We start from the raw sequence: 25,177 nt of genomic DNA on the forward strand, positions 1-25,177 counted from the left end.
CACTCATCGCCAATTTTTCCTGAGTTACGTCACTCACCTAGATTACAGAAGCGATAAAAGCCTCAAGTCCATTCCAGGGTCTTAGGTTTAAGGGAGCCTGGCCAGTGTTCCGACCAGGCTCCCTTTCGCTTTTTGAACGTCTCAGCGACTATTCGCCGATGTTCATGTCATCGCGATCATCTTGGGGATGCGCGCGGTGGGTCCGACGACGAGCCCGGTCGCGGTGGTGAGAGCCCCCCTCGTGGGAGTCACGGGAATCTCGGTCGCGTGGATCGCGGCGTTGGCGGCGTTCCCGCGGTTCACGGGTTTCGCCCTCGCCGTGGTCCTTCGCGTCTTCGCCTGTCCCGCCGTCTTCTTCGCCCTCAACCACAGCGTGCAAGGAGAGCTTGCCCCGCGGGTCAATCTCGGCGACCTCGACCTGGACTTGCTGACCGACCTGCAAAACGTCTTCCACGTTCTCCACGCGCTTGCCACCGACGAGGCGGCGAATCTGGGAGATGTGGAGCAGGCCGTCCTTGCCCGGAGTCAGGGAAATAAACGCCCCGAAGGTGGTGGTCTTGACAACCGTCCCGACGAAACGCTCGCCGACCTCCGGCATCTGGGGGTTCGCAATCGCGTTGACCGCATCGCGAGCCGCCTCGGCATCCGGACCGTTGTCCGCGCCGATATACACAGTGCCGTCGTCTTCAATCGTCAGCTCCGCGCCGGTGTCTTCTTGAATCTGGTTGATCATCTTGCCCTTCGGGCCGATAACCTCGCCAATCTTGTCAACCGGAATGTTCACGGTCAAAATCCGCGGCGCGGTCGGCGCGAGTTCGTCGGGACCGTCGATTGCGGCTTGCATGACATCAAGAATCTTCAAGCGCGCATCGCGAGCCTGGGTCAAGGCCCCGACAAGGACCTCTGAGGGAATCCCGTCGAGTTTCGTGTCGAGCTGGAGAGCCGTGATGAAGTCCTTGGTGCCGGTGACCTTGAAGTCCATGTCACCAAAGGCATCCTCAGCGCCCAAAATATCTGTGAGCGTCGCGAAGTGTGTCTCGCCGTTTTCTCCCGGCTCGCTCATGAGTCCCATGGCGATACCAGCAATCGGGGCGCGCAAGGGCACGCCCGCGTTCAGAAGCGACAAGGTAGAGGCGCAAACGGAAGCCATTGAAGAGGAACCGTTCGAGCCCATCACCTCGGAGACCTGGCGAATCGCGTAGGGGAACTCTTCGCGCGGCGGAATCACCGGCTCTAGTGCCATCTCAGCCAGGTGTCCATGTCCAATTTCGCGGCGCTTCGGGGATCCCACGCGCCCGGTTTCGCCCGTGCAGTAGGGCGGGAAATTGTATTGGTGAATGTAGCGCTTGTGGGTAATCGGCGAAAGGTTATCGAGCTGCTGCTCCATGCGCAACATGTTCAAGGTGGTGACGCCCAAAACCTGGGTTTCTCCGCGTTGGAACAAGGCAGAGCCGTGGACGCGAGGCAAGACCTCGACCTCGGCGGACAGCGAGCGGATATCTTTCAAACCGCGACCGTCGATACGCCTGCCTTCGTGCAAGACGCGGGCGCGCACGAGCTTCTTTTCGAGAGCCTTGAATGCGGCCTTGAGTTCCTTTTCCTGTTCCTCAAACTCGCCGCCCTCGACCGCGAGTTTTTCTATCGCCGCGTCGCGAATCTCGGTTTCGCGGTTTTCGCGCTCGAGTTTGTCGGCAATCTGAATCGCCGCGGTCAAGTCCGTCTCGACCTCGGCCTTCATCGCCTCAAAGTGGTTGTCTTCATAATCGGGGAACAGCGGGTATTCCGCGGTTTCCTTCGAGGCTTTCGCTGCCACTTCGGATTGGGCGCGGCAGAGTTCCCGGATAACCGGCTTCGCGGCCTCCAGGGCGCCCGCGACCACCTCTTCGGTTGGCGCTTGTTGACCTTCTTGAATGAGATCCCAGGCGTTTTCCCCGCCACCGGCCTCAACCATCATGATGGCGACGTCTTCGCCCACGATGCGACCGGCCACGACCATGTTGAAGGTGGCTTTCTCCATCTGGGGGTAGGTCGGGAAGGCGACCCAATCGCCATCGATGAGGCTCAGGCGGGTGCCGCCGATAGGGCCGGAGAACGGCAAGCCAGCAATCTGGGTCGCCATTGAGGACGCGTTAATCGCCACCACGTCGTAGGCATCATCGGGGTGAATCGCCAAGACGGTGTCAACAACTTGCACCTCGTTACGAAGTCCCTTGACGAAAGCTGGACGAAGTGGGCGGTCAATCAGGCGCGCCGCCAAGATGGCCTCGGTGCCGGGGCGTCCTTCGCGGCGGAAGAACGAGCCGGGGATGCGACCCGCAGCGTATTGTTTCTCCTCGACGTCTACTGTCAAGGGGAAGAAATCAAACTGGTCTTTCGGTTGTTTCCCAACGGTTGTCGCGGCAAACACGACGGTTTCCCCGTCCAGGGTCGCCATCGCGGCTCCAGCCGCCTGGCGGGCCAACAAACCGGTTTCGAAGCGCAGGACGCGCTTGCCATATTTTCCATTGTCGATGACTGCTTCGGCAGCCGTAATTTCAGGACCCTCCAATGGATCCTCCTCTTCTCTTCGAAGCGCCGGCGGTCATCGATCGAGGCCCACGGGATTTGCTTTCAGCAAGGGCAACCCCGGAAGCCACTACCGAGGACCGATTGCGCTTATCTTTCACTTACCAAGATGCGCGCCGGGCGCGTTACCCGAGGCGCAAAAGAAGGCTGACTGGGGAAAACCCAGCCAGCCCGATTGCTAGCGACGCAAACCGAGGCGTTCTTTCAAGCTACGGTAGCGCTCAATGTCGACATCCTGGAGGTAGCCGAGCAAACGCTTGCGCTGACCAACCAGGAGCATCAATCCGCGACGGGAGTGATGGTCGTGCTGATGTGTTTTGAAGTGCTCGGTCAAGTCCTTGATGCGCTTTGAAAGCAACGCAATCTGCACTTCCGGCGAACCCGTGTCACCCGGGTGAGTTGCATATTCATTGATGATGGCTTGCTTTTCTTCCGTAGTCAGTGCCACAGATTCTCCTTCTACTCGTTGCACGCAGCGCCGAGGCTTCTCCTCGAGCAGACACAGCGTGGCCGATACACGGCCAGATAAGTCTAGCAAAATCCCCATAGATATACGAAATGAGTCATAGGGACGTGCTTTTTGACTCATTTTTAATCAACTACCAAAACAATTTTCCCAAAAGGTCGCCCGGTCTTCGCTGCCAGCGCCTCGTGCACCCCCGCCACCTTGGCAAACGAGTATGTTTCAGCAACCACAGGCCGAATCTTTTCCGCCTCGACCAGTGGCCAGACATACTCCCCCACGTCTTTCACCAAGTCGGCTTTTTCCGCCGAACCGAGCGCGCGAATCGTCGAGCCCTGGATACTCGCCGATTTGGAGAGAAGATTCCCGAGATTAATCTCCGCCCGCGTCCCTTTTTGGAGTCCAATAATGGCAAGCCGCCCACCTTGCGCCAGCAAATCGAGGTTGGTGGCCAGTCCGCCGGCCCCGGACACATCCAAGATGAGGTCAAATCCGCAGCCGTCCGTGAGCTCTTGCTTAGCGGACTCGAATGATTTCGGGTCATGGTAATCCGCGATCGCGTCAACGCCGAGCAGACTGAGTTTCGCGCATCGCTCGTCATCCCCCGCGCTCGCCGCGACTTTCGCGCCAAGCGCCTTGGCAAGTTGGACGGCAACTGTCCCCACGCCTCCGGATCCTCCCTGGACAAAAACCTTGAAACTCTTTGGGTATCCCCATGAATCCCCATATGGCTCAGCACTTGGCACGAAACCATTTCTTCCTGTATCGTCCCACAGCACTCGCGGTTCTAAGTTGACGAGATTATGCCAGGCGGTGGCGCTGGCCTCCATTAGAGCCGCCCCGACCACGAAACCATCGAGGCGTCCTGAAACCGGCAGGGGGAGACAACACTCCGCACGCGCCACCGCAAACTCGGCTTGTCCCCCGCCTTCCAGCAAGGCGACCACCGAGCGCCCGAACCACTCATCACGTGAAAGGCCGACACCCAGCATGTCAGAATAAGCAATCTGCGGCTCACCGCTTGCTGAAGAACCAACGCCCTCACCGACCTCAACAACTACCCCGGCGGCTTCAAGCCCCAAGGTGTCTGGAGCCCCGGGCGGGGAAGGATAATGCCCCGCTACCTGCAGCAAGTCCGCGCGGTTCACTCCCGCAGCGCGTACCTCAATCAGCACTTCGCCAGGCCCTGGCTTCGGCCTTTCGACTTCCACTACCCGCGGCTCGCCTTCAATTCCCTTAATCGCCCACATGTCTTCCACCCTATAACTGCGAGGGTTTCACCGGCCACTGTGAAACTATCGCTTTCTTCGCGCTTACCTGACCCATTTTGCTAAGGTTGAATCCGTGCAAATCTTTCATGAAGCCCCACAAGGCTTTGGCCCGAGCGTCGTCACTATCGGAACTTTCGACGGCGTCCACATGGGTCATCAACAAATCATCAAACAGGTTGTGGAACTCGCTCGCGAAAACGAGCTGAAATCGGTGGCGCTGACTTTTGACCCGCTTCCTCGCCAAGTCCACCATCCCTCCCCAAACAATAAGCTCATCTGCACCGTTGATGACCGTCTCCTTTTCCTTGCCGGACTCGGCCTGGATGCCACCTGGGTTCAACAATACGACCTCGATTTCGCCGCGCTCTCTCCCGAGGACTTCGTCCTCCAGTATCTGGTGGAGCCCCTGCAACCGCGAGTGATTGTTGTCGGGAAAGATACCCGTTTCGGCACAGGCAATTCCGGAAGCGTCATCACTTTGACGAAACTTGGCGCCAAATACGGTTTCGCCGTCCAAGTCGTCCCGAACATAGTTGATCCGGTTTATGGTCGGCGCTGGTCGTCCTCCTGGGTCCGCGAGCTCTTGGCCGAAGGCAATGTTGACCAGGCTGGATACGTGCTTGGCCGTCCGCATCAGGTTCGGGGCACGGTCGTTCACGGGAAACGCCGCGGCCGCGAACTCGGGTTCCCCACCGCAAATTTGGACGCTGAGTTTGTGGAGGCGATTCCGGCTGACGGCGTTTATGCGGGCTGGTTGCGCCGCCCCTACCCGCACGGCTCCGCTACCCCGACCTCTCTAGAGGTTCTTCCCGCCGCGATTTCGGTCGGGTCATCCCCGCACTTCGCCGACGTCGGGCGGACAGTCGAGGCTCACGTCATGGGTCGGAGTGACCTCGACCTTTACGGGGATGAAATCGTGGTCCAGTTTGTCCACCATATCCGCGACAACCTGGCTTTCGATTCACTCGAAGCGCTCCTCGAACGCATGGACGAGGATCTTGTCGAAAGCGCTGCCGTCCTCGGCGTTCCCCAAGCCCGCCGCGTCTCCCCCAACGACGTCACGGCTTAATTACTGTTGATTATCCGACTCACACTTTGGCAAGTAATCAACCCAACAAAGCGTAAGTAAATGCCGAATTACTTAGCGAGTGCCTTTACAACTGCCGAGTCATCCTTCACTGGCGGTTTGGTGATCTCTGGAATCTCTGGATTATCAACGCCAATCAAATCCCGCATAAAAGCGCGATATTTCGCGGCTTTCGCCGAAGTCATGGCGCTTCCTTCCGGCACCCTGCCCGCCTCAGCGTCAGCAAGAGGCACCACCATGTGAGACTCCGGCTCAAGACCAACCGCAACCCAACCGGCATTCAAAACCTCCGCGTTGCCCTCCACCGGCACGCGAATCGTCGCAAGCGCTATCTCTTCAGAATCCGTGTGCATGGTAGTCAAGGGCCGCATGTCGGAAATGATGTTGCCGACACTCCAATAAACCCACATGCCTTTGCCATCAACCCCGCCGGGAAGCTTCTCGATGGGTTGGGGAACGTGCGGGTGGTGACCGATATAGAGGTCAATCACGCCGGACTCCGCCGCGCGAGAAGCCCAGTTGCGCGCCGCCGCACTCGCCGAAAGCTCATATTCCAAGCCGTTGTGACCCGAAAGAATAACCACATTCGCGCCCTCAGCGCGGGCCTCCTTGGCCCACTCGATAATCTCGCTCATATTGTCGACGTTCACGAGCCAGGGCCGCTCACCGATGAACGGCATCCCGCCGAGCTTGCCCCACGCCAGGGAAAGCTGAGCGATTTTGATGGTGCGCCCGTTCTTAGTTAGTTCATACATCTGGTAGGGTTTTTCGGTTTCGCTTCGCCGCGAGCCGGTAGCGCCGAGACCCGCGCGCTCCAACACGTTCAGGGTCTGGAAAACCCCTTCAAGCCCCTGGTCAGTCGTGTGATTAGATGCCGTGGAGCAGCCGTCATAGCCGAGCTCCTTCATGTCGCTCGCCCAACCGGTCGGCATCGCGAAGTTCGGGAAGCCTTGGTAGGGAGCACCGTCTTTGGCGAAAGCAATCTCTTGGTGACAAATCGTGAGGTCAGCCCCGTCAAGATAAGGCTTAATCGGTTCCATCAGGTTCGTAAAATGCGTGTCCCCGTTTTCGTCGCGCGCCACGTCGGGCATGAGCGCCGTGTGCGTGAGCGCATCCCCGGTTGCCGCGAGGGTGAAAGTCACTTCCGGGGTCGGTTTCGGGGTGGGGGTTTCAACAAGCGATTCCCTGGGATTTCCCCCTGCATTTGTCGTTCCGGAAGCGCTAGATTCCGCGGTGGCACTTAATGAACCCGCGCAACCTACCAGCCCGCAAGTGCCCACGGAAAACAACGCCGCAACCACAAACGGAAAGCCCTTTGAAAAGCGCGAGGAAAACACGTTTTCTTTATATCAAAAACCCTCGCCCCAAAACAATGTCCCACGAAAATGAGCCATGAGGGCTCGGCGGCAGCGAGCGAAGCGGCTGATTCTTCAATCAAATCCCCGAGCCGAGTTGGGCGCGCAACCAATCGATGTCGGCTTGGGTGGGGTGGCGCCAAGTTCCTTCGTAGTCGTGTTTGTCGAGCCAGCCACGCACGACTGGACAGACGGGGACGACGGTTTTACCGGTTCTTGCGGATTCAACCAGGGCTTGTTCAACCAGCACCCCGGCCAAATCCACCTCCCGCCCTATCTCAGATTTCCTCTTGTACATCACCACATAAAAGAGTAAGATTGTCAGCAACAGGCGATAAAACGTTTGTTTTTTATTATTGAAACTAGGGATTCAATAATTTTTACATTTCCCAATCGAGTCAAAGGAGACAAAGATGAGATTTAGACCAGATTTCGTTTTAATACCCGTCTTTATCCATTTTAATACTTACTTTGCATTTACATGAAGCTCCCAACGCACACTCTGAGGAATTCAAGAATATAAATAATACAGATCATGTTTACGCAGAGAACTATCAGCAGAAATCGGCTTCGTCATGGTGGCAGATTGGCTGGTATTTCGTAAAGGAAGCCGGACGATTCGTAGAGCGGCAGATCAATCTAGATGGACAATCAAGCGTGGGAAGGGATAGTATGTACTTAGTCTCACCAACCATAGATTACAACAACGGATCTGTAGGATCCGAATTTTATTTTCGGCCAAATATAACCAGAGGGATGTCTACCATAGATATGCACGGACATCGTCTTTTTGCCCTTGATATTTTTTCTAGAATGTCTCTTATCCTCTCAAATCCTTCTGGGACTACAATCGCATCACTAAACGCAGGAACCAACCAATACCTATTCTACAATCTTAAGAAAAATGACCCAATAAGCTCCTGGAAGGCTCAATACATCACAAATAGCTCAACTACCTGGCAAAATTATTTACGAGTTACTAGTGGGACAAGGAGCTATACTCTTCAAGAAAACAGCGATACACCTAAAACTATTTACTACACTAGTAACAACAGAATTCTTCTTTCATCAAAAAATACTAGGGAAAAAATCAATAATCGGCAATTATTAAATCAGCAACAAGGATATACAAAAATAATCAGCCTTAGCGACTTAGAAAAAGAATTTAGAGATGACAATAATACAGTCATCGATCAACTTCGGAATTATAAGGTTGGCGATAAGATTTTAGTTTCATCACCGATTGACCAAATTTCTTACAATAAACAACGCAAGGCAACAGCTTTTACTTTCTCTCTTTACGATGGATTTAATTCCGTAGCAAAACGCAATATAACCTGGTATTTCGCAGGGGATCTAACTAAAATATTTAAACCCGGCGATTCTCCTGTTTTTGTCTTCACTGTAGAAGAAATAGGCAATAATAATGGAACAATTTTTGAAAGCCTAGACTTTTTTGAGCAAACTTTTACATTACAGAATCAAGATAAATATCCACATATAGAGCCTTTTATTTACCAATCTAAGGTAGGAAGTTAATTAATGCAAAAGTCTTTAGCCATTTTTTACATACTACTACTTGGATATTCCTTTTATAGTTTATTCGTGGCAGGTGGAGGAGTTCTTTTACCCTTCGCAGTATTATTTCTCTATTCCTTAAATAGGGATCTGAAGAAAAATGATAGCGACGGAAAGGGATATAAGCCTTTTTTCAGAGCTAATTAGAGAAGGATATAAACGGAAAGATTTCTCTCAGTACATATCAGTATCGTTGGTAATTCTTCGTGATTATTGCCCGCCGAGTGCCGCTCGCAGCCACGCAATGTCCTTGTCGGTGGGGTGGCGCCAAGTTCCTTCGTAGTCGTGTTTGTCGAGCCAGCCACGCACGACTGGACAGACGGGGACGACGGTTTTACCGGTTCTTGCGGATTCAACCAGGGCTTGTTCAACCAGCACCCCGGCCAAACCGCGTCCGGAATAATCCGGCAAGACCTCCGTGTGGAAAAATATCCGCTCCGACTCGCCCTCGCCGCCAGACGTTCCGGCGCCTTGTCCGTGGTGCGGTTCGCCACCCGACTCGCGGTCAAGAAAATACGTCACCCCCACCGGTTCCTCGGGACGGTCCGCATAGGCCACCGCAAAAGCTCGGCCTTTGGCTCCAAGACCGACCACCAAGGGCACGCCGGTTTTATCTCTAAGTTCGGTTTCGTTCATTGCTCAATCCTCATTTCAGGCCGTGCCACCGGAGCAGGGTTAATCCGTGGCTTCAGTTTCACAATCGGCATCACCGGCGCAGGAATCCGCGAAAACCCGCGCGGATCATGGGAAACATAGCCATGTACCCGCCCGAAACGCGACGCCGCTCCAGCCAAATCCGCCTCCCGTTCGGTCATGTAAGCGGCATCTGGCCCATCACCGAAAGCGTCGGTTGGCACTCCCGCCTCCCAGTCAGCGCGGAACTTCTCGATCTCTTCAGGCGTCCGCCCAATAAAGTTCCACCACATGACGATGTGTTCTTCGAAGGGTTCCCCGCCCAACACGAGGAACCGCGCGGGCTCGGAGCCGGTGTTGACAACAGTCAAGCGGGTTTCCCCGATGCCGGTGTAAGCCAGATTCGTCCGGCCCACTTCGATGCCCTCGAGCGCCACCGCGCCGCGATCCAACACCAAGCCGTGCTCAAAGGATGGGTTCACCTCGTAAGTCAAACTCGCCCCCACCTCGAGGTTTATCTCCGCACCGACCAAGGGCGTGAAGGTTTTAATCGGCGAGGTCACCCCCAAGAGAGAGCCGATAAATACGCTTACGGTTCCGCCGTCGAAAGCCACCCGCGGCACGGGGTAGTTTTCAAACATCGGCGCGTGAAACCGGTCGCTATCGGGGAGCGCGGCCCACAGCTGCACGCCCTGCAGGACGGTCGTGTCCTGGGTGGAGACCTCCGAGTGGCAAATCCCATTCCCGGCAGTCATCAGGTTCACTTCCCCGGGTCGCACTACCGCGTGGTTGCCCGCCGAATCGTGGTGGGTAATCTCGCCTTCGAAAAGCCACGACACGGTCTGGAGGCCGGTGTGCGGGTGTGGGGCCACGTCCATTCCACCCGTTGCCGCAACATCATCGGGTCCGTAATGGTCCACAAAACACCAAGCTCCGACGAATGAGCGTTGGCGCTGGGGCAAGGTGCGATGCACTGTCATCGCCCGCAATCCGCCCAGCGGCACATTGCGGGAAGTCACGATTTCCACCTTCGCCCCGCCAGCGCAGCGCGGCTCAACCGGTTCCAGGGCCAAAGCCTCGGGATTTTCGCTCAGATTCGACATGTTCCTAATTTAGCCGCGAACGTCCAAACTTTCCCGCCGAATCCGGAAAATAGGTCAAAAGACCTGCCCGACCGACTTATCAACCGACCGAGAGCATCCGCAAATCGATTTTCCGCAACACCACGTCCACCAAATGCGGATCCCACTCTCGTTCCTCGCGAGCCACGAGAAGCTCAGCGCGCGCCGCGTTCCCAGCCACGGTAATCATCTGGGTCAAGTTCCCTACCGAAGGGTAGGTGTGGGGTTGCGGCGGCATATTTGCCGGATGCGCTGTCGTGCGAGGATCGCGGGGTTTCACAAGGACACCGCCCAAGGCCTCCGCTTCTGATTCCAGGGCCTGCTCGGTGGACAATACTTCCCGTTTGGCCTCGCCCAAGGTAGTTACTTCGGCTCGCAATAAGGTTTCTTCTTCAGCGATAACACTACTGTCGGCGGGCATCTCGCTGGTTTTTCCGTCAGGGCGTTTAGAGGAAGTTGTGAAAGATTCACCAAGGGTCCCTTGGGGAATCTTCCCGCGCCTCTGGGCTTGTTCCGTCTTCCAAAAACCGGTCGAATCCGCCTCACGTTCGAAACCGAGAGTCAAGGAGTCGCGAAGCTCCGCGGGAACTTCGATGCCGAGTTCCTCGCGAATCGTGATGAACCGCGAACGCAGAATCTCGCGCATGGCCGGCGTAAACCGCTTGCCCGGAAAAGATTCCCGCACTTGCTGCCAAATCGCCTGCTGCATCCGCGTCACCAAATCACCGAGCTGTGCATGGATTTCCTCGGGATTTTGGCGCGTTCCCAAAAACCTTGTGAGCCACGGGAGCGTAAGCCCGGTAGGAACCAGGGTCACGAGAAGAACTGCGGTCGCTACAACCATGATGGTAGAGCGCATCGGGAGGGGCACCCCACTCGAGGTCATCAAGGGCAGGCTCAAAGCCAGAGCCAGCGTGGCGACTCCGCGCATCCCACACCAGGTCAGAAGGATTGCCTCGCGGAAACGCGAGCCGTGACGGCTCGGTTCAATGAACATTGTCATAAGCCAGGACACTACGAAACGCACCGCCACCACGGCGACACAGGCCACCACCGCCGGAAAAACGAATTGCCCGAGGTTGTCTCCTGATTCCGCGATTATTCGCCGCAGGGAGATCCCCATCAATCCGAAAGCAATTCCGGTGACCATCAAGTTCGCGACTTCCCAAAATGCCATTTGCGCCACCCGAATTTCCCCGTCTTGCGCAGAGCGGCGCCGGTTTGTTTCCAGAGCGGTCACGACGACAGCGATGACTCCGGAAACCCCGAGAGCCTCGGCGATAATATAAGCCGCAAACGGGGCCACAACGCTGATGGCGACACTCGCGCCTAGTGAATCCGTCAGCCGCACCCCGAGACGATACAGCGCTCCGATAGCGAAACCGATAGCGATGGCTAGAGCCGCTCCCAGAAGGAATTTCAACGCTATCATGGCACCGAGCTCATCTCCTTGGGTGGCGGCGAGCATCGCTGCCTGGAACAGCACAATCGCGACCGCGTCGTTGAAAAGGCCCTCGGTTTGGAGAATCGAGAGAATCCGGCGCGGTATCTTGGCCGGTTTCGCGACCGCATCAACTGCCACCGGATCCGGCGGCGCACACATCGCCCCCACCATCAGGGCAAGCGGAAAAGTGAAACCCGGCACCAGCGCCCACATGAGTCCGGCTACCAGGAAAGCACTCATCGCAGTCAAGCCGAGCGCCATCACGAGGAGGGTTCGCCACCGGTTTCGAAACACGCTCCAACTCGTGGTTTGCGCGGTCACGAAGAGCAGCGGCGGGAGAAACAGCGGCAGGATGAGATGAGAGTCAATCTGGATTTGGGGGAATCCCGGAACGAAAGTGATTGCCAATGCGCTCAACAGCATAAGAATCGGATACGGCAGGTGCAGCCGATTGCCGATTACCATGCACATGACGGTCAATACGAGCAGTCCCACCAAAACCACCAAGGTTGTCATGTGATTATCTTAGCGCTGACTTCTTGGTTCTTGAGTGCCGGTGGGAAAATCATCGCGCCAAGAGCGCGCCGATACTGTTGGCGACGAAACGCGACACAGCTCCGTCACCTCCCGCGATGGTGTAGGTGGCGCTCGGGTGTGCCTTCACAAAGGCCTCAAGGCTGGCGTTGAGCTGGTTGGGTGCGGTCAGCAAGATGGCCTTCTTCGAGGCGTGGGCGTAGCCTGCCCCCGCCAGCCCGTCAGCAAACACCGTCCCGGAAGCGACGAGATAGGAGCCAGCGTTGGGGAAGAAATCATCCGCGAGTTTCGTAGCCGTCTCATAGCGATCCGCCCCGACGATATTAACTCCCAGCTGGACGCCCCCGATTAAAGCGCCCGGCACAGCCGTGGCTGCGCGCCCGCCGACTCCCCAGATTCGCAAGGTTCCACCGATTTGGGAGGCGATAGTGGAAAGAGTCGAGATGGCATCAATGGTTGTTTCAGGAAGAGAAGTCCCGTTGGTGAACAAGATGACCCCGCGGCGTTCCGCCACCGCCGGACCGGCAGCAATCGCGTCGGGAATGTTCGGGTCGCTGGTGGCGTCAACCAGGAACACGTCGAGGATATTTTCTGGGGTCGCAGCCGAGTTCGCAGCGTTGAGCCCTTGAGCCAGCAGAGCCACTTTGGCGGCCGTATCGAAACGGTCCGAGCCTACCAAGTCCTCAACCGCAATCCCCGCAGCCCCGAGCTCCGTGCGCTGCGCAGGGCTGAGTTTTACTCCCCCGCCCACGACATAGACTTGTTTACGCCCGGAGGCTTTAATCGCGCTCACAACGGAAGACTCCACGGGGCTGGTTGTTGACAAGAGAATTGTGGCACCCCGCGCGCCCACGAGCGCCGCCGAGCTCAAAGCATCTGGCGCCAAGTTGCCGGTTGTCAACACGATCGCATCCCCGCTCGCTCCACTCGCCCCGTGAAGCGCCAAAGCGGTCGCGACCCGATTCTGGCCAGCGATTCTCTCCAGGCGAGACTCAAACGGGTACTCGACGACGTTCATAGAAGACCCGCCGAGCGACACTTTCGCAATGTCTTGGAGCCAGCCCGCCAAAGGCAGGACTGAACCGAAGTAGGATGCCTCGTCGTTACCACCAATCAAAGTGCCAACCACCTGGCCATTCGCTACCAAAGGCCCGCCTGAATCGCCGTGTTCTGTTTTCACTCCGGACCATTGCACCTTGTAGCTCAACTGGCCAGGCGCTTGGGAACCGGAGCAATTTGCGGTGAATTTCGAGGGATCGTCCTTGCCGACGACGGCAAAACAGGTCGCGACAATGCGCTGTTGGGCATTTTGGAGAACCGTGCCGGTGCCGCCCCAACCGTATTCGATTCCTACATCTCCGATGTTTGCGGGGGTTTTCGCCAAACGAGCGGGAGCAATTCCCGCTACCGGCGTTTTCAGGTGCAGCAAGGCTGCGTCAAAATCGAGATTCGTCTTGTAGTCGTCCACCGGATAGGAACCCAGCCGATTCGCCCCGAAAGAAACGTTGATGTAATGAGGGGAGTTGGCTAGGCAGTGTTTCGCGGTCAAAACCCAAGACGGGTCAACCAGGACTCCGGTGCAGATAGAGCCGGAATTGTCATAGTTTGTAATCGGAATGTAGGCCACCCATTCGGTTCCGGAAGCCTGGGCAGCGGAGGCTCCTCCAATCATGAGTTCGCCGTTTTCGAGTGACCATCCCGGACTGTTCGTTGGCGGGACCGAGGGGTCGCTCGCGTCGGGAGGCGTCGGTTCTGCGGCGGCGGTCGTAGAGATTTGGGGCAAGGTAGCGGGTGGGGTGGTTCGGTCAGCAAGAGCAGCTGGACTGAGAACAAGTCCCCCGAAGCTCAGCAAACTGGCGGCCAGGAGCCACCCGATTCGATCCAGTTTCGCACTCATAGTTCTTCCTTCCTGCCCTTAACTCTTATATGTAACTAACCGCCTCGAATTGACAGCTATTCGTGATTTTGGCTCCCGTGCGGATGTAAAACCCACACCGGTTTGGCGGTTTTAGCCTCCTGGTTTGCCGGTTTGCTCTTGGGGGTTGTGTCCTCTTCGCCTAAGTCATCAACCGAATTCGTAGCCATCTCCACGAGCGCCACCACCGACCCTAGCGGAGCGTGGGCGGCGAATCGCTGGCCTCTCTCATTATCCGTTATCTGCGGAGGATTCGAGATGCGAATCGACTGGCCAAAAGACAGCGCCCGCGCCTGGGTTTCGTCCACCTCGAGGGGTGGGAAGGTTGAGAGGAGCGCTTCATCAAGTGTTTTCACCTGGATTTTCCCGTTTTTCTCGACTTCCGCAGCAAGGTCATCAAGGGTTTTCGCCGAGTCTAGCGCGTAGTCTCCGACCCGAATCCGGCGCAGCGCAGTCAAGTGTGCCCCGCAGCCCAGGTCTCGCCCCAAATCCCGTGCCAGCGCGCGGACATAGGTTCCTGCCGAGCATTCCACCAACAAGTCCACGTCTAGCGTCACTTGCGAATCCGTTGAGCGTTGAGCTACAGATCCCTCGTTTTTACCATTTTGGCCCGTCCCCGTTGGTAAATTTTTACCATTGGGGACGGGCCAAAATGGTAAAAGTTCGAGTTTCGAGATTGTCACTGTTCGGGCTTTCAGATCAACTTCTTCCCCGCGACGAGCCAAGTCATAGGCGCGCTTTCCGTCAACCTTGATGGCTGAATAAGTCGAGGGCACTTGTTGAATTTCGCCGCGGTAGGCCGCGAGCGCCGACTCGACGCGCTCAATCGTGAGCCCCTCCGCGCCGAGAGCTGAAGTCACGGCTCCTTCCGCATCGTCAGTGTCGGTTGCCATCCCAAAGCGAACCCGTGCCAAGTAAGCCTTGTCGTGAGCGGTCAGATATTGGAGGAGTTTCGTGGCCTTCCCGACAGCAAAAATCAGCAGTCCGGTCGCCATCGGGTCGAGTGTCCCGGCATAGCCGACTCTCTTTTGCCCCGCCAGACGCCGCACCCGAGACAAGACCTGGTTTGAAGTGAGCCCTCGCGGCTTATCAATCACGATAATCCCAGGCTCACAGGCCTCCCCTCGCGGCAACTCAAATTCCTTCACTGTTCCAGACCTTCCGGTGGGACATTACTCTTCTTCGCGGGGCTTCTTGTAGGGGTCAGCCTCGCCGGCAAACTCGGTGCCCTTACGAGCAGCTAAAGCTTCATCAGCAGCGCGAGCCTCCGCGAGAGCGCTTTCCACTGCTGCGGCCTGATCCGGTACCGGATCGGCGACAAAATCCAGCGTTGGAGTAAGCCTGGTGCCGAGATTCTTTCCGACCCGCGAGCGAATCAAGCCCCGCGCGGAAGCCAAAGCCGCGGCGGTTCCGGTCTTTTCCGACTCCGACCCGTAAGCCGTGTAATAGACTTTTGCGTGCTGGAGGTCACCCGTGACCTCGACCGAGGTCACGGTGACAAAGCCGAGCCGTGGATCCTTGATGGAACCGTTGTTGAGCATGCTTGCGACGGTGGTCATGATGTTCGCGGCGACTTTTTCGCGCCTGGTTTCATCCATTTTTTAAGCCTTTCTCACTACGCCGTTTGGGTCAGACCCGCCGGTGACGCTCAAAGCGAGTTAGTCGCGGGGGATTTCGCGCATCTCCCAGGTCTCGATCATGTCGCCGACCTGGATATCCTTGAACTCCAGACCGATACCGCATTCGAAGCCCTCGCGAACCTCGGTGACGTCGTCTTTCTCGCGGCGAAGCGAATGAATCTCCAGCTCGCCATTGATGACAACTCCCTCGCGAACCAAGCGAGCCTTGGTGCCGCGCTTGATGGTGCCCTTCTTGACGATACAGCCCGCGATGTTGCCGAACTTGGAGGACTTGAAGACCTGCAGAATCTCCGCAGAACCCAAATCGTGTTCCTCGTAGATTGGCTTCAACATGCCCTTCATCGCGTTTTCGACGTCTTCGATGACCTGGTAAATCACCGAGTAGAACTTCATGTCCACACCCTCGGCATCGGCGTATTCCGCGACACGCTCGGCCGGTCGGACGTTGAAGCCGATGATTACCGCGTTGTCCACGGTCGCGAGGTTGACATCGTTTTGCGTAATCGCACCGACGCCGCGGTGAATAATCCGCAAACCGACTTCCTCGCCGACATCGATCTTCAACAAGGAGTCCTCCAAGGCTTCGACCGAGCCGGACACGTCGCCCTTGATGATCAAGTTCAACATGTCGACCTTGCCGGCCTTCAAAGCCTCGTCGAAGGACTCCAAGGTGACGCGCTTGCGGCGCTTCGCCAAGAGCGCCGCCCGCTCGACTGCCGCGCGCTTGTCAGCAATCTGGCGAGCCGTGCGGTCATCCTCAGCCACAAGGAAGTTGTCACCGGCTCGCGGCACCGAGGTCAAGCCCAGAACCTGGACTGGTGTCGAAGGACCGGCTTCTTCCACGTTTTGCCCGCGCTCGTTGAACATGGCACGCACGCGCCCATAAGCGGTTCCCGCCACGATGGCGTCGCCCACGCGCAAAGTCCCGCGCTGAACCAGAACCGTTGCGACCGCGCCACGGCCCTTATCAAGATTTGCCTCGATGGTGGCACCGCGCGCCGGAGCGTGCGGGTTCGCCTTAAGTTCGAGCACAGCATCGGCCGTCAGAAGCACCGCGTCAAGCAGGTCAGCGATACCGAGACGCTGCTTGGCAGAAATCGGGACGAACATGGTATCGCCACCGTATTCCTCAGGTAAGACTCCATATTCGGACATCTGGGCTTTCACCTTGTCAGGGTTCGCCTCTGGCTTATCAATCTTGTTGACCGCCACCACAATCGGCACATTCGCGGCCTTCGCATGGTTGATGGCCTCGACAGTCTGGGGCATCACCCCGTCATCGGCGGCGACCACGATAATCGCGATGTCCGTAATCTCCGCGCCGCGCGCCCGCATGGCGGTGAAGGCCTCGTGACCAGGAGTATCAATAAAGGTAATCTTGCGACCCTTGTCGGCTTTCTTCAAAGTGACCTGGTAGGCACCAATATGCTGGGTGATACCGCCGTATTCGGCATCAACCACGTCCGTATTCCGAATCGCATCCAAGAGCTTCGTCTTGCCGTGGTCAACGTGACCCATAACGGTAACGACCGGCGGACGCGGTTCCATCTGGTCGATGTCATCAAGCTCTTCGGCTTCCAAATCGATATCGAAGGACTCCAGAATGTCGCGGTCTTCATCCTCAGGGGACACAATCTTAATGTCGTAGCCAAGTTCGGCTCCGAGCAGGGCAAAGGTGTCTTCATCAAGGGACTGGTTCGCGGTCGCCATCTCTCCCATATGGAACAACACCGTCACCAAGGCGGCGGGGTTCACATTGATCTTTTCCGCGAAATCGGCCAGGGAGGCACCGGAACGAATCCGGATTTCTTGGCCGTTGCCCTTGGGGATGGAAACCCCGCCAATCACGGGTGCGCTTTGTTCCTCGATCTCCTGACGCTTCGCGCGACGTGCCTTGGATTTCTTGGATTTACCGTGCCCGAAAGCACCCTGGGTGGAGCCGCGCCCCCCGCGACCGCGGTTGGCTGGTGGGGCCCCAAAAGTATTCTGGTTCTCCGTAGGTGAACCGCCGCGGCCCCCACGACCGCCACGTCCGGGGCGTCCTCCGCCGGTGGAGCCACTGTTATTGAAGCCGCCACCGCGGCCCGCGTGGTCTCCGGGCTTGGGACGTGCCCCGCCGCCCGGGGCGGGCCGCACGCCTTGGCTCATGCCCTGGGCGGAAGCAAACGGATTATTACCCGGTCGCCCGCGCCTGGGCCCTGGTTTAGCCCCACCGGTCCCTCCGGGACGAGGCATTCCTTGGGAGGAAGCAAACGGATTATTACCGGGGCGAGCGTGACTGCCCGGCTTCGGGATTTTCGCCCCCGGCTTCGGCATATTGTGAACTGCCGCAGGAGTGGGAACCCCCGGAATATGCTCCGGCTTAGCGGGGGCAGGAGGCTCTTCCTTCTTGGCACCATGAGACGCCCCCGGTTTGCGCGCACCCGGTTTCGGGGCGAGGTCTGGTTCGGGACTGGGTTTAGCGTCCTCCGACTGTGAGGCGGGCTCCGGTTGAGTGGTCTCTGGGACAGATCCGGTTTTCGCTGCAGCGGTTGCGGGAGCCGCCGCAGTCCCCGCAGCCTCCGTAGAATCCGGAGAGTCACTTGCCGCAGACTCTTGGGCGGCCTGCTTCTCCTGCTCAGCTTTCTTGGCTTGTTCAGCCTTCTTCTTCGCCGCTGCCTTTTCGGCCTTCTTGGCAGCCTCGGGACTGAACTTCCCGAGTTTGTTATCTTCGAAATGCTTGGTCATCTTTTTGACGACCGGACTTTCCACCACGGAAGATGCCGATTTAACGAACTCTCCGGCGTCTTTCAAGGCGTCAAGCATTGTCTTGGAATCAGTTCCGAGCTCTTTAGCGAGCTCGTGCACGCGCATTCGTGCCACGTTTCTCCTTGTCCTTCACCGGTCCGCCCAGCAAAGGACAGACCTCTTTAATCGTTGGTACTCATCGGGTACTCATCGGGTGCCCAACATTTCCAACCCGCTTCCTAGGTCATTGTGAATGCCCTTATTCAAACTGAAATACCTTGGCATTCTCATCGGATAACTCTTCTGGCCTTCCCCCATTCCCGCCAGAATCGCGAGCTTGTCGGAAAAGCGCCGTCTGCCAGTATACCTGAAAACCCCGCGAGACCTCTAACTCGATTGCGGGACGACCCCGAAGAGTCGCCCCGCAATCGTTTTGGGAGTGTCTTTTGGCTAGAAGATCAATACCAGCCGCGACGTTGGAAGTTCGCCCAAGCGCCAGCCGGGCTTCCGTAGCGCCCCTTGATGTAGCTCAAGCCCCAAGCAATTTGAGTAGCCGGATTGGTCGCCCAGTCCGCTCCGAAAGAGGCCATCTTGGTTCCGGGATTGGCCTGCGGGATTCCGTAGGGGCCTCCGGTTCGTCCCGCGCGGTGATTCCATCCGGATTCCCGCATCCACAACGCTTCGAGGGGAGCCATCTGGTCGTGTCCCCACCCGTATTGGCCCAACATGTCGTAGGCGATACCGCGCGGGGTGCCAGCCCCGTAAGGGTTAGCCGCCGCTGCCGCTGCTGCGGCCGCGGCAGCCGCCTCTTGAGCAGCTTTTTCCGCCGCGATTCGAGCGGCTTCTGCCTTCTCCGCGCCCTCTTGCTCGCAGGTCTTGGCGGCGTAGTTATCGCTAACTGCACTTGCCCCACCGATGATGGTGACCGGTTTGTTCGCGATGAAATTCAAAACACTTTGCGGGGCGCAGGTTTGGCCAACCAGAATCACAGCGGACTGAGACTGCTTAACCAGCGGTGCCAAAGTGAAAGCATCCACGGGATTGTTGCCGTTGACCAAGAGGTAGGAGCCGACTCCCGCGGCTTGGGCTGTAGCCATAGCGGTATCGAAGCGGTTCGCTCCGGCGACGCGGTTGGCAGTCAGCCCGGTCAGCGCCTCGGCTTGCGTTTTCACGCTCTCGCTCAACACACCGGCACCTCCCACCAAGGTCAAACCGGAAGGCTCTAGATTTTCCAAGGCAGCAGTGGCGTGTTCATCAAGTTCCGCTGCGGGGGAAAGGATGAGATTGGATCCGGTCAAAGCCGCGTAGGAAGTTGCGGCAAGAATATCGACAGTGGAATTGCCATTAGCGATTACGACCGGCGCTTCCTTTTCTCCCTCCAAGGCGACATTAGCGGCAGACTCGTAGCGATTTACCCCGCCGAGGGTTGGTGCATCGGGGGAAAGAACGGCAGCCTTGTTGCCGTGGGCGGCATCAAGAGAGCCAACCAAAGCGTCTGGGGAAGAAGCTGGCACTTCGACAGTTTTGAGACCGGTAAGCTGGGCTACTTTTTCTGAAGTTTGGTAGCGATTCATACCGGCAATACGTTCAAAAGAACCGACAGCGGTAGTATCCGCGGCCAGTGCCTCGGGCATGGTGCCAATTTGCGGGACACCAGCAGCGATTCCGAGCGCCGCGGCAGTAAGGGACGATGTCATCATAAGTGGCATAAGTCGCATGATTTCGTGTATTTGTCCGGTTCATTTGAACCGAGCAAATGTCCTCCTTGAAAGGTAGTAGACAATAAATGTTTTCAAATGTTGTTGCTTAATCGTTACACAACTTGTCTATTATAACAACTTGATAACATTTCTGGCCAATCAAAGGCTTTCCACTCAATCAACTAATGGTTCTCCGCTTGAAAATACTGAAGGGCGCGCTGCTGGAGGGGAGTTTCGAAGGAGCCTGTGGGTATTCGCAATCTCTTCGAGATTGCATACCCTCGGTCGCTCGGTTCGAGCTCAAGAAAGCTTGGCTCGACCTCACTCCCTTCGGGTGCTCGTAGTCTCGGGACCCCACCGCGACGCAGACCGAACGCAATGCCGAGCTTGCTCGAGCATTGCTGAGGCCAAGGAAGCGGCGCGCAATGCGAAGCATTGCAGGCACCTGCGCGACTGAGAAACGTAACAACAGCAGCGCGAAAATTAAGCTTCAAGCAAGCGGAGAACCATTTTCGTTGTCCGAGTGGATGTCAATCCCCCAACCGGTCAACCGCGAAGCTAAGCGGGCGTTCTGCCCTTCCTTACCGATAGCGAGGGACTGCTGGAAATCGGGAACCACCACGCGAGCGAGACGTCGTTCCTCGTCCAAAACCCGCACCGAAACCACCTTCGCCGGACTCAAAGCGTTAGCGATAAATTCCACCGGATTTTCAGACCAATCGATGATGTCGATTTTCTCGCCATTCAACTCGTTCATCACCGCGCGAACTCGCGACCCGTTCGGTCCGATGCACGCACCCTTCGCGTTCACGCCGTTCTCCAAAGCCCTCACTGCGATCTTTGTCCGGTGCCCCGGCTCGCGCGCCACCGATTCGATAGCAACCAAATCTTTTTCAATCTCGGGAACCTCGCGCTTGAACAACCCTTGCACCAGTCCCGGATGGGTCCGAGACAGTTCAATGTGGGGGCCCTTCAAACCGCGATTGGCGGTCAAAACATAGACCCGAATCCGCTCGCCGTTCTTGTAGTGTTCGCCAGGAACCTGTTCCGCGGGCGGAATAATCCCCTCGATGTCTCCCAAATCCACGGCCACGAGTTTCGGGTCGCGCGCCGCCGTCACGACTCCGGAAACAACCTGTCCCACGCGATCCTTGAAATCCCCGAGAACCTGTTTGTCCTCTTCTTCTTGGAAACGCTGGATAATAACGGATTTCACGGTCGCTGCGGCGGTTCGCCCGAAATCATCGGGAGTAACTTCCTCTTCCCCTACCGGATTTTCGTCTTCATCAAGTTCGGTAACAAAAACTTTCACATCCCCAGTTTTGCGTTCAACCTCTACGCGAGCCGGCCCCTTCACCCCAGACTGGTTCCGGAACGCCTTCAACAAGGCCTCCTCCACCGTCTTGACGAGCGACTCAAAATCCATGCCTTTTTCCGCTTCCACCAGGCGCAAGGTGGACATGTCGATTTGCATTGTTCTCCTCCGTATTAACTTGTTCGATTGTTATTTCTTCTTGGACTTGCCGGTTTTTTTATTCGTTCCAAACAAAATCACCGTCCGAGCCGATTCTAGTTCACCAAAGCCGATGGTTTCTTGTTTTCCGTCTATTTCCAAAGTAAAACCCTCCCCACCAGCATCTTTAATGACCCCCTGCCGAATCTCTCCCTTGGCTTTCACTTCCGCGTCTTTCCCGACCGCGCGGGCGAAAAGTCGCGGATTGTCAAGCTCGTGTTCGGCTCCCAGAGTAGACACCTCCAAGTTGTATGCCCCCTCGATGGGGTCTTGAGCGTCCAGGAGCGCGGAAATCTCTCGACTGGCTTCTTCCAGCCTTTCACTTCCCAGCGAGTCTGTTCCGTCTGGAAGATCCAGATAGACCTCCACAATGCGGGTGTTTTTGGAGCCCTTGATGAGAAGCTTCTCCAGGTACAGTCCCAGTTCTCTGACCTTTGGCTCAATGAGTTCACCGACCTTAGCTGTAAGCAGCTCATTTTCTGTTGTCATGAAAAGTTTCCCCCTTCTCGTGGCGGGCTTGTGGCGGGAGTTTCCCCGCAGTAGCGCTTCTCACCCCTGATTGACCACTCGGTTGTGGAACAATGGAGACATGTTTGCCCGCCGCGAAACCCGCCGTTGTCATTTTCTTCCTAAACCTAGTCTATGGGTTGTGGCGCTACTTGCGGGAACGCTCGGCCTTGCGGGTTGCGGGCTGCGACTTGATACTCCCCCGGATGCACTGCCGTCTTTAGACCCCGGGCAGGCGGGAATTTCGGTAGTTACTCGCGCCCAGGAGGCCATCAGTACCGGAGCTGACGCGCTGGCCAATGATGGCTCCCAATCCGCAGCGCTTAGAGATGCGGCAGGAATCGTGCGAGACCAGGCGGCGCAGCGGCTTTCTGTGATGGGTGGGGTGTGGAATCCGTGGCCGAGCGGGGTCCCGAGCGGCGCCGAAACCGGCCCGACTCCCTCGGCGGTTCCGGGGACTGTCGCGGATTTGCTGCAGCTCCTGGTTGATTCCGGAGCCACCGCTTGCCGCTCCGCCAGCGCCGCCCCGAACCGCACCGATGCCACTTTGCTCGCGGGGACTTGCGCGGCGAGCGCATTGGACGCAAACCGTCTGTCGGTCGCCTCGGGGGTGGCGGTTCCCTCTCTGTCAGCAAAGGATTCCGCGGCGCCCCCGACGAATCCCGATGAGCCGGGCGTGAAAATCGAAGACCTGGCGCTTCTGGATAAACTTCGCGAAGCCGAGTCGGCCCTGGATTTTGCGCGGTATCGCGCGGAGACCGCCGCAGCGTTCCTCTCCGGCGATGACCGAGCTTGGGCTTTGGGGCGCGCCGAGGCTTTGAGCTGGGAAGTGCAGCGGCTCGTGGAGCTCGGCGTAGAAGATGTACGCGCCGGACAGTACGCTTTGGATTTCGAGACTTTAGCGGACAAGTCAGCGGCTATCCACTTGCTGAACTCGGCCGATGCGGACGCTTTCGCCGCCGAGCTCGAGGTTCTCGCCGCCCTTCCGCCCGCGGGTAAAGACCACCCGGAACGCCGCGATCCCTGGATTGGCGCCGCGCGCGACTCTGCCTTCTCCCAAGCCCGTTTCGGGGTTCCTCCCGCGACCATCTTCTCCCAGCTCTGGCCGTGAGTCGGTTTTAGGCGCGGGAATAATCCGAGCCGCGGATTTGTTAGCCCAATTGAAAGGTTTACAGAACCACTAATCACAAGGAGAAACATGGAAATCGGTGTTTTTTCAATCGGGGACATGACGGAAGACCCCTTGACGGGTCACACTCCCGATGAGCACGAAAAAATCCAGATGCAACTCGCTATCGCGAAGCACGCCGAAGAGGTCGGCTTTGATGTTTTCGCAGTGGGTCAGCACCACAACCCGCCTTTCGCGGCCCCCGGAAACCCGCCGGTCTTGTTGGCCTATCTCGCGGCTGTGACCAAGAAGATTAAGCTTTCCACCGCGGTCACTCTGATTACCACGATGGATCCGGTGCGGCTCGCCGAGGATTACGCCTACCTCCAGCACCTGACTGAGGGACGCATGGACTTGGCGCTGGGACGCGGAAACACGGGTCCGGTTTATCCCTGGTTTGGTCGCGACATCCGTAAAGGCATCGAGTTGGCAATCGAGAACTACGACCTGCTCTACCGGCTGTGGCATAACGAAAACCTGAACTGGCACGGGGAGTTTCGCACGCCCCTAAACCACTTCACTTCGATGCCCCGGCCGCTCGACGGCGTCGCGCCCTTCGTCTGGCACGCCTCGATTCGTTCCCCCGAGACCGCCGAACAGGCCGCTTATTACGGTGACGGCTTCTTCCACAACAATATTTTTTGGAACAAGGAGCACGTCATCAACATGGTGAATCTCTATCGTCAGCGCTATGAATTCTACGGTCACGGCAAGGCAAAACAGGCTTATGTGGCTCTGGGCGCTCAGGCTTATGTGGCGAAGAATTCTCAAGATGCGGTTCGCGAGTTTCGGCCGTACTTCGACAACGCGCCGGTTTATGGCCACGGACCTTCCTTGGAGGATTTCTCCGAGATTACGCCATTGACGGTCGGTTCCCCGCAAGAGATTATCGATCGGACGCTCACCTTCCGCGACTGGGTCGGCGACTATCAGCGGACACTGTTCCTGATTGACCACGCGGGTTTGCCCCTAAAGACAGTCTTGAACCAGATGGACATTTTCGGGGCCGACATTTTGCCGACTCTACGCAAAGAGTTCGAGTCGCGCCGTGACCCTGAGGTTCCCGCCACCGCTCCGAGCCACGCCGCAATGGTAGAACTCGCCCAGGCCGGCCACGCCCCCATCCCCGGCGGAAATAAGTAGGAGAAAAAATGCAAGCACTGGAACAAACTGACCCATTTCAGCCCCGCGAACGCCACCTCGTGGTGGTGAGCGGCGGCACCTCCGAGGGCTCTACCTCGACGATGCTCGCCCAGGATCTCGCCGCGGCCACAACCGACGGACTCTCCGCCCTGGGCATCGTCCCGCGGGTGAACGTTATCGAACTACGCAGCCTCGCTAGCGACGCCGCCGCGGCCGCCACGACGCTGGCGCGAACTCCAGAACTCGATGAGGCCGTGAAATCCGTGGAATCCGCTGACGGGATTATTGCCGTCTCGCCGACCTATCAGGCTTCATACTCGGGGATTTTCAAAATGTTTTGGGATCTGGTGGACCCCGATCTCATCAAGGGCGTGCCGTTCCTGCTCGGCGCGACCGGTGGCACCGCGAGGCATTCCTTGGTGATTGACCAAGCCATGGGGCCCCTGTTTTCCTATTTGAAGGCTTTGGTGGCTCCAACCTCGGTTTTTGCTGCGACCGAAGATTGGGGAGATGGGGACACGAACGGCCTCAACGACCGTATCGGTCGCGCCGGACGCGAGTTTGCTGACTTGCTCGCCGCGAACGAGCCGCGCCGCCAAGAGAACACTGCGGGTGACTCCGAGCCCTTGACCGTGACGCCGTTTGCCCAGCTTCTGGGTAACCACGACTAGGGCGGAAGCCATCAGCCCCAGTTGAAGTATTCGAAATGGATATTGGAGGCCGCGACCCCTGCGGCGAGGAATCCCTCCACAGCGGGAAAGGAATGAATCCACTGGCTTCCCGAGCGGGCTTGCGGCGAGTTTCTCCAGGGGC

General features: G+C 57.5%; 20 protein-coding genes. 5 read left to right on the forward strand and 15 right to left on the reverse strand.

All coding sequences use genetic code 11. From position 1 onward, the window contains the following. Positions 1–148: 148 nt before the first annotated feature. The 3 genes from FYJ63_RS03765 to FYJ63_RS03775 form a co-directional block, all read right to left on the reverse strand. Positions 149–2,548 (reverse strand): polyribonucleotide nucleotidyltransferase, encoded by a 2,400-nt coding sequence (locus tag FYJ63_RS03765; protein WP_154543909.1) that lies wholly within the window; start codon positions 2,546–2,548, stop codon positions 149–151. 195 nt (positions 2,549–2,743) lie between these two features. After that, positions 2,744–3,013, reverse strand: coding sequence for a 30S ribosomal protein S15 (rpsO, locus tag FYJ63_RS03770; protein ID WP_277025968.1), 270 nt, complete (start codon positions 3,011–3,013; stop codon positions 2,744–2,746). 143 nt (positions 3,014–3,156) lie between these two features. Then, on the reverse strand, positions 3,157–4,278 hold the full coding sequence (locus tag FYJ63_RS03775; protein WP_154543911.1) for a zinc-binding dehydrogenase: 1,122 nt from the start codon (positions 4,276–4,278) through the stop codon (positions 3,157–3,159). 94 nt (positions 4,279–4,372) lie between these two features. Here FYJ63_RS03775 and FYJ63_RS03780 point away from each other — a divergent pair, with 94 nt between their 5' ends. Beyond that, positions 4,373–5,368 (forward strand): bifunctional riboflavin kinase/FAD synthetase, encoded by a 996-nt coding sequence (locus tag FYJ63_RS03780; protein ID WP_338106813.1) that lies wholly within the window; start codon positions 4,373–4,375, stop codon positions 5,366–5,368. A 68-nt stretch (positions 5,369–5,436) separates the two neighbouring features. Here FYJ63_RS03780 and FYJ63_RS03785 read toward each other — a convergent pair whose 3' ends face one another. Both FYJ63_RS03785 and FYJ63_RS03790 read right to left on the reverse strand, forming a co-directional pair. Continuing rightward, positions 5,437–6,687, reverse strand: a complete 1,251-nt coding sequence (locus FYJ63_RS03785; RefSeq protein WP_338106814.1) for a CapA family protein — start codon at positions 6,685–6,687, stop codon at positions 5,437–5,439. A gap of 133 nt (positions 6,688–6,820) precedes the next feature. Beyond that, entirely contained in the window at positions 6,821–7,039 is a 219-nt protein-coding gene (locus tag FYJ63_RS03790; RefSeq protein ID WP_154543915.1) for a GNAT family N-acetyltransferase, read from the reverse strand. A 173-nt stretch (positions 7,040–7,212) separates the two neighbouring features. On the opposite strand from FYJ63_RS03790, the gene FYJ63_RS03795 reads away from it, so the two are divergent. Next, positions 7,213–8,280 (forward strand): hypothetical protein, encoded by a 1,068-nt coding sequence (locus FYJ63_RS03795; protein ID WP_229769932.1) that lies wholly within the window; start codon positions 7,213–7,215, stop codon positions 8,278–8,280. 249 nt (positions 8,281–8,529) lie between these two features. Here FYJ63_RS03795 and FYJ63_RS03800 read toward each other — a convergent pair whose 3' ends face one another. The 10 genes from FYJ63_RS03800 to FYJ63_RS03845 form a co-directional block, all read right to left on the reverse strand. After that, positions 8,530–8,955 carry a GNAT family N-acetyltransferase gene (locus tag FYJ63_RS03800; protein WP_154543919.1) on the reverse strand — a complete coding sequence of 142 codons (426 nt, stop codon included), beginning with the start codon at positions 8,953–8,955 and terminating at the stop codon, positions 8,530–8,532. Beyond that, on the reverse strand, positions 8,952–10,055 hold the full coding sequence (locus FYJ63_RS03805) for a pirin family protein (protein ID WP_154543921.1): 1,104 nt from the start codon (positions 10,053–10,055) through the stop codon (positions 8,952–8,954). The genes FYJ63_RS03800 and FYJ63_RS03805 overlap by 4 nt, the downstream gene beginning before the upstream one ends. 79 nt (positions 10,056–10,134) lie before the next feature. Further along, positions 10,135–12,033, reverse strand: coding sequence for a cation:proton antiporter (locus FYJ63_RS03810; protein ID WP_154543923.1), 1,899 nt, complete (start codon positions 12,031–12,033; stop codon positions 10,135–10,137). Between the two features lie 49 nt (positions 12,034–12,082). Further along, positions 12,083–13,948, reverse strand: a complete 1,866-nt coding sequence (locus FYJ63_RS03815) for a cell wall-binding repeat-containing protein (RefSeq protein WP_154543925.1) — start codon at positions 13,946–13,948, stop codon at positions 12,083–12,085. 56 nt (positions 13,949–14,004) lie between these two features. Continuing rightward, positions 14,005–15,114 (reverse strand): tRNA pseudouridine(55) synthase TruB, encoded by a 1,110-nt coding sequence (truB, locus tag FYJ63_RS03820; RefSeq protein WP_338106815.1) that lies wholly within the window; start codon positions 15,112–15,114, stop codon positions 14,005–14,007. 24 nt (positions 15,115–15,138) lie between these two features. Further along, complete coding sequence (rbfA, locus tag FYJ63_RS03825) at positions 15,139–15,564, reverse strand: 30S ribosome-binding factor RbfA (protein WP_154543927.1); 426 nt, start codon at positions 15,562–15,564, stop codon at positions 15,139–15,141. A 60-nt stretch (positions 15,565–15,624) separates the two neighbouring features. Next, positions 15,625–18,459 carry a translation initiation factor IF-2 gene (infB, locus tag FYJ63_RS03830; protein WP_154544017.1) on the reverse strand — a complete coding sequence of 945 codons (2,835 nt, stop codon included), beginning with the start codon at positions 18,457–18,459 and terminating at the stop codon, positions 15,625–15,627. 332 nt (positions 18,460–18,791) lie between these two features. Further along, entirely contained in the window at positions 18,792–20,042 is a 1,251-nt protein-coding gene (locus FYJ63_RS03835) for a cell wall-binding repeat-containing protein (RefSeq protein WP_229769933.1), read from the reverse strand. 481 nt (positions 20,043–20,523) lie between these two features. Continuing rightward, positions 20,524–21,507 (reverse strand): transcription termination factor NusA, encoded by a 984-nt coding sequence (gene nusA / locus FYJ63_RS03840; protein WP_154543931.1) that lies wholly within the window; start codon positions 21,505–21,507, stop codon positions 20,524–20,526. A gap of 30 nt (positions 21,508–21,537) precedes the next feature. Beyond that, positions 21,538–22,035, reverse strand: coding sequence for a ribosome maturation factor RimP (locus FYJ63_RS03845; RefSeq protein WP_154543933.1), 498 nt, complete (start codon positions 22,033–22,035; stop codon positions 21,538–21,540). Between the two features lie 160 nt (positions 22,036–22,195). Between FYJ63_RS03845 and FYJ63_RS03850 the strand changes: the two genes are divergently transcribed. The 3 genes from FYJ63_RS03850 (at position 22,196) to FYJ63_RS03860 (ending at position 25,035) form a co-directional block, all read left to right on the forward strand. Then, positions 22,196–23,164 carry a hypothetical protein gene (locus FYJ63_RS03850; RefSeq protein ID WP_338106816.1) on the forward strand — a complete coding sequence of 323 codons (969 nt, stop codon included), beginning with the start codon at positions 22,196–22,198 and terminating at the stop codon, positions 23,162–23,164. A gap of 87 nt (positions 23,165–23,251) precedes the next feature. Continuing rightward, positions 23,252–24,364 carry a CE1758 family FMN-dependent luciferase-like monooxygenase gene (locus tag FYJ63_RS03855; RefSeq protein ID WP_154543935.1) on the forward strand — a complete coding sequence of 371 codons (1,113 nt, stop codon included), beginning with the start codon at positions 23,252–23,254 and terminating at the stop codon, positions 24,362–24,364. A gap of 8 nt (positions 24,365–24,372) precedes the next feature. Next, positions 24,373–25,035: a CE1759 family FMN reductase gene (locus FYJ63_RS03860; protein ID WP_154543937.1), complete on the forward strand. Its 663-nt coding sequence runs from the start codon at positions 24,373–24,375 to the stop codon at positions 25,033–25,035. Positions 25,036–25,177: the final 142 nt, after the last annotated feature.

The sequence above is a fragment of the Mobiluncus porci genome, assembly GCF_009695935.1.
Taxonomy (GTDB): domain Bacteria; phylum Actinomycetota; class Actinomycetes; order Actinomycetales; family Actinomycetaceae; genus Mobiluncus; species Mobiluncus porci.

Bases quoted from the DNA above. Each gene is read 5' to 3' on its own strand.
- rbfA (WP_154543927.1), bottom strand. From the start codon at position 15,564: ATGGATGAAACCAGGCGCGAAAAAGTCGCCGCGAACATCATGACCACC.
- FYJ63_RS03790 (WP_154543915.1), bottom strand. From the start codon at position 7,039: ATGTACAAGAGGAAATCTGAGATAGGGCGGGAGGTGGATTTGGCCGGG.
- FYJ63_RS03775 (WP_154543911.1), bottom strand. From the start codon at position 4,278: ATGTGGGCGATTAAGGGAATTGAAGGCGAGCCGCGGGTAGTGGAAGTC.
- FYJ63_RS03805 (WP_154543921.1), bottom strand. From the start codon at position 10,055: ATGTCGAATCTGAGCGAAAATCCCGAGGCTTTGGCCCTGGAACCGGTT.
- FYJ63_RS03815 (WP_154543925.1), bottom strand. From the start codon at position 13,948: ATGAGTGCGAAACTGGATCGAATCGGGTGGCTCCTGGCCGCCAGTTTG.
- FYJ63_RS03835 (WP_229769933.1), bottom strand. From the start codon at position 20,042: ATGCCACTTATGATGACATCGTCCCTTACTGCCGCGGCGCTCGGAATC.
- FYJ63_RS03810 (WP_154543923.1), bottom strand. From the start codon at position 12,033: ATGACAACCTTGGTGGTTTTGGTGGGACTGCTCGTATTGACCGTCATG.
- FYJ63_RS03860 (WP_154543937.1), top strand. From the start codon at position 24,373: ATGCAAGCACTGGAACAAACTGACCCATTTCAGCCCCGCGAACGCCAC.
- FYJ63_RS03800 (WP_154543919.1), bottom strand. From the start codon at position 8,955: ATGAACGAAACCGAACTTAGAGATAAAACCGGCGTGCCCTTGGTGGTC.
- infB (WP_154544017.1), bottom strand. From the start codon at position 18,459: ATGCGCGTGCACGAGCTCGCTAAAGAGCTCGGAACTGATTCCAAGACA.
- FYJ63_RS03855 (WP_154543935.1), top strand. From the start codon at position 23,252: ATGGAAATCGGTGTTTTTTCAATCGGGGACATGACGGAAGACCCCTTG.
- FYJ63_RS03845 (WP_154543933.1), bottom strand. From the start codon at position 22,035: ATGACAACAGAAAATGAGCTGCTTACAGCTAAGGTCGGTGAACTCATT.
- nusA (WP_154543931.1), bottom strand. From the start codon at position 21,507: ATGCAAATCGACATGTCCACCTTGCGCCTGGTGGAAGCGGAAAAAGGC.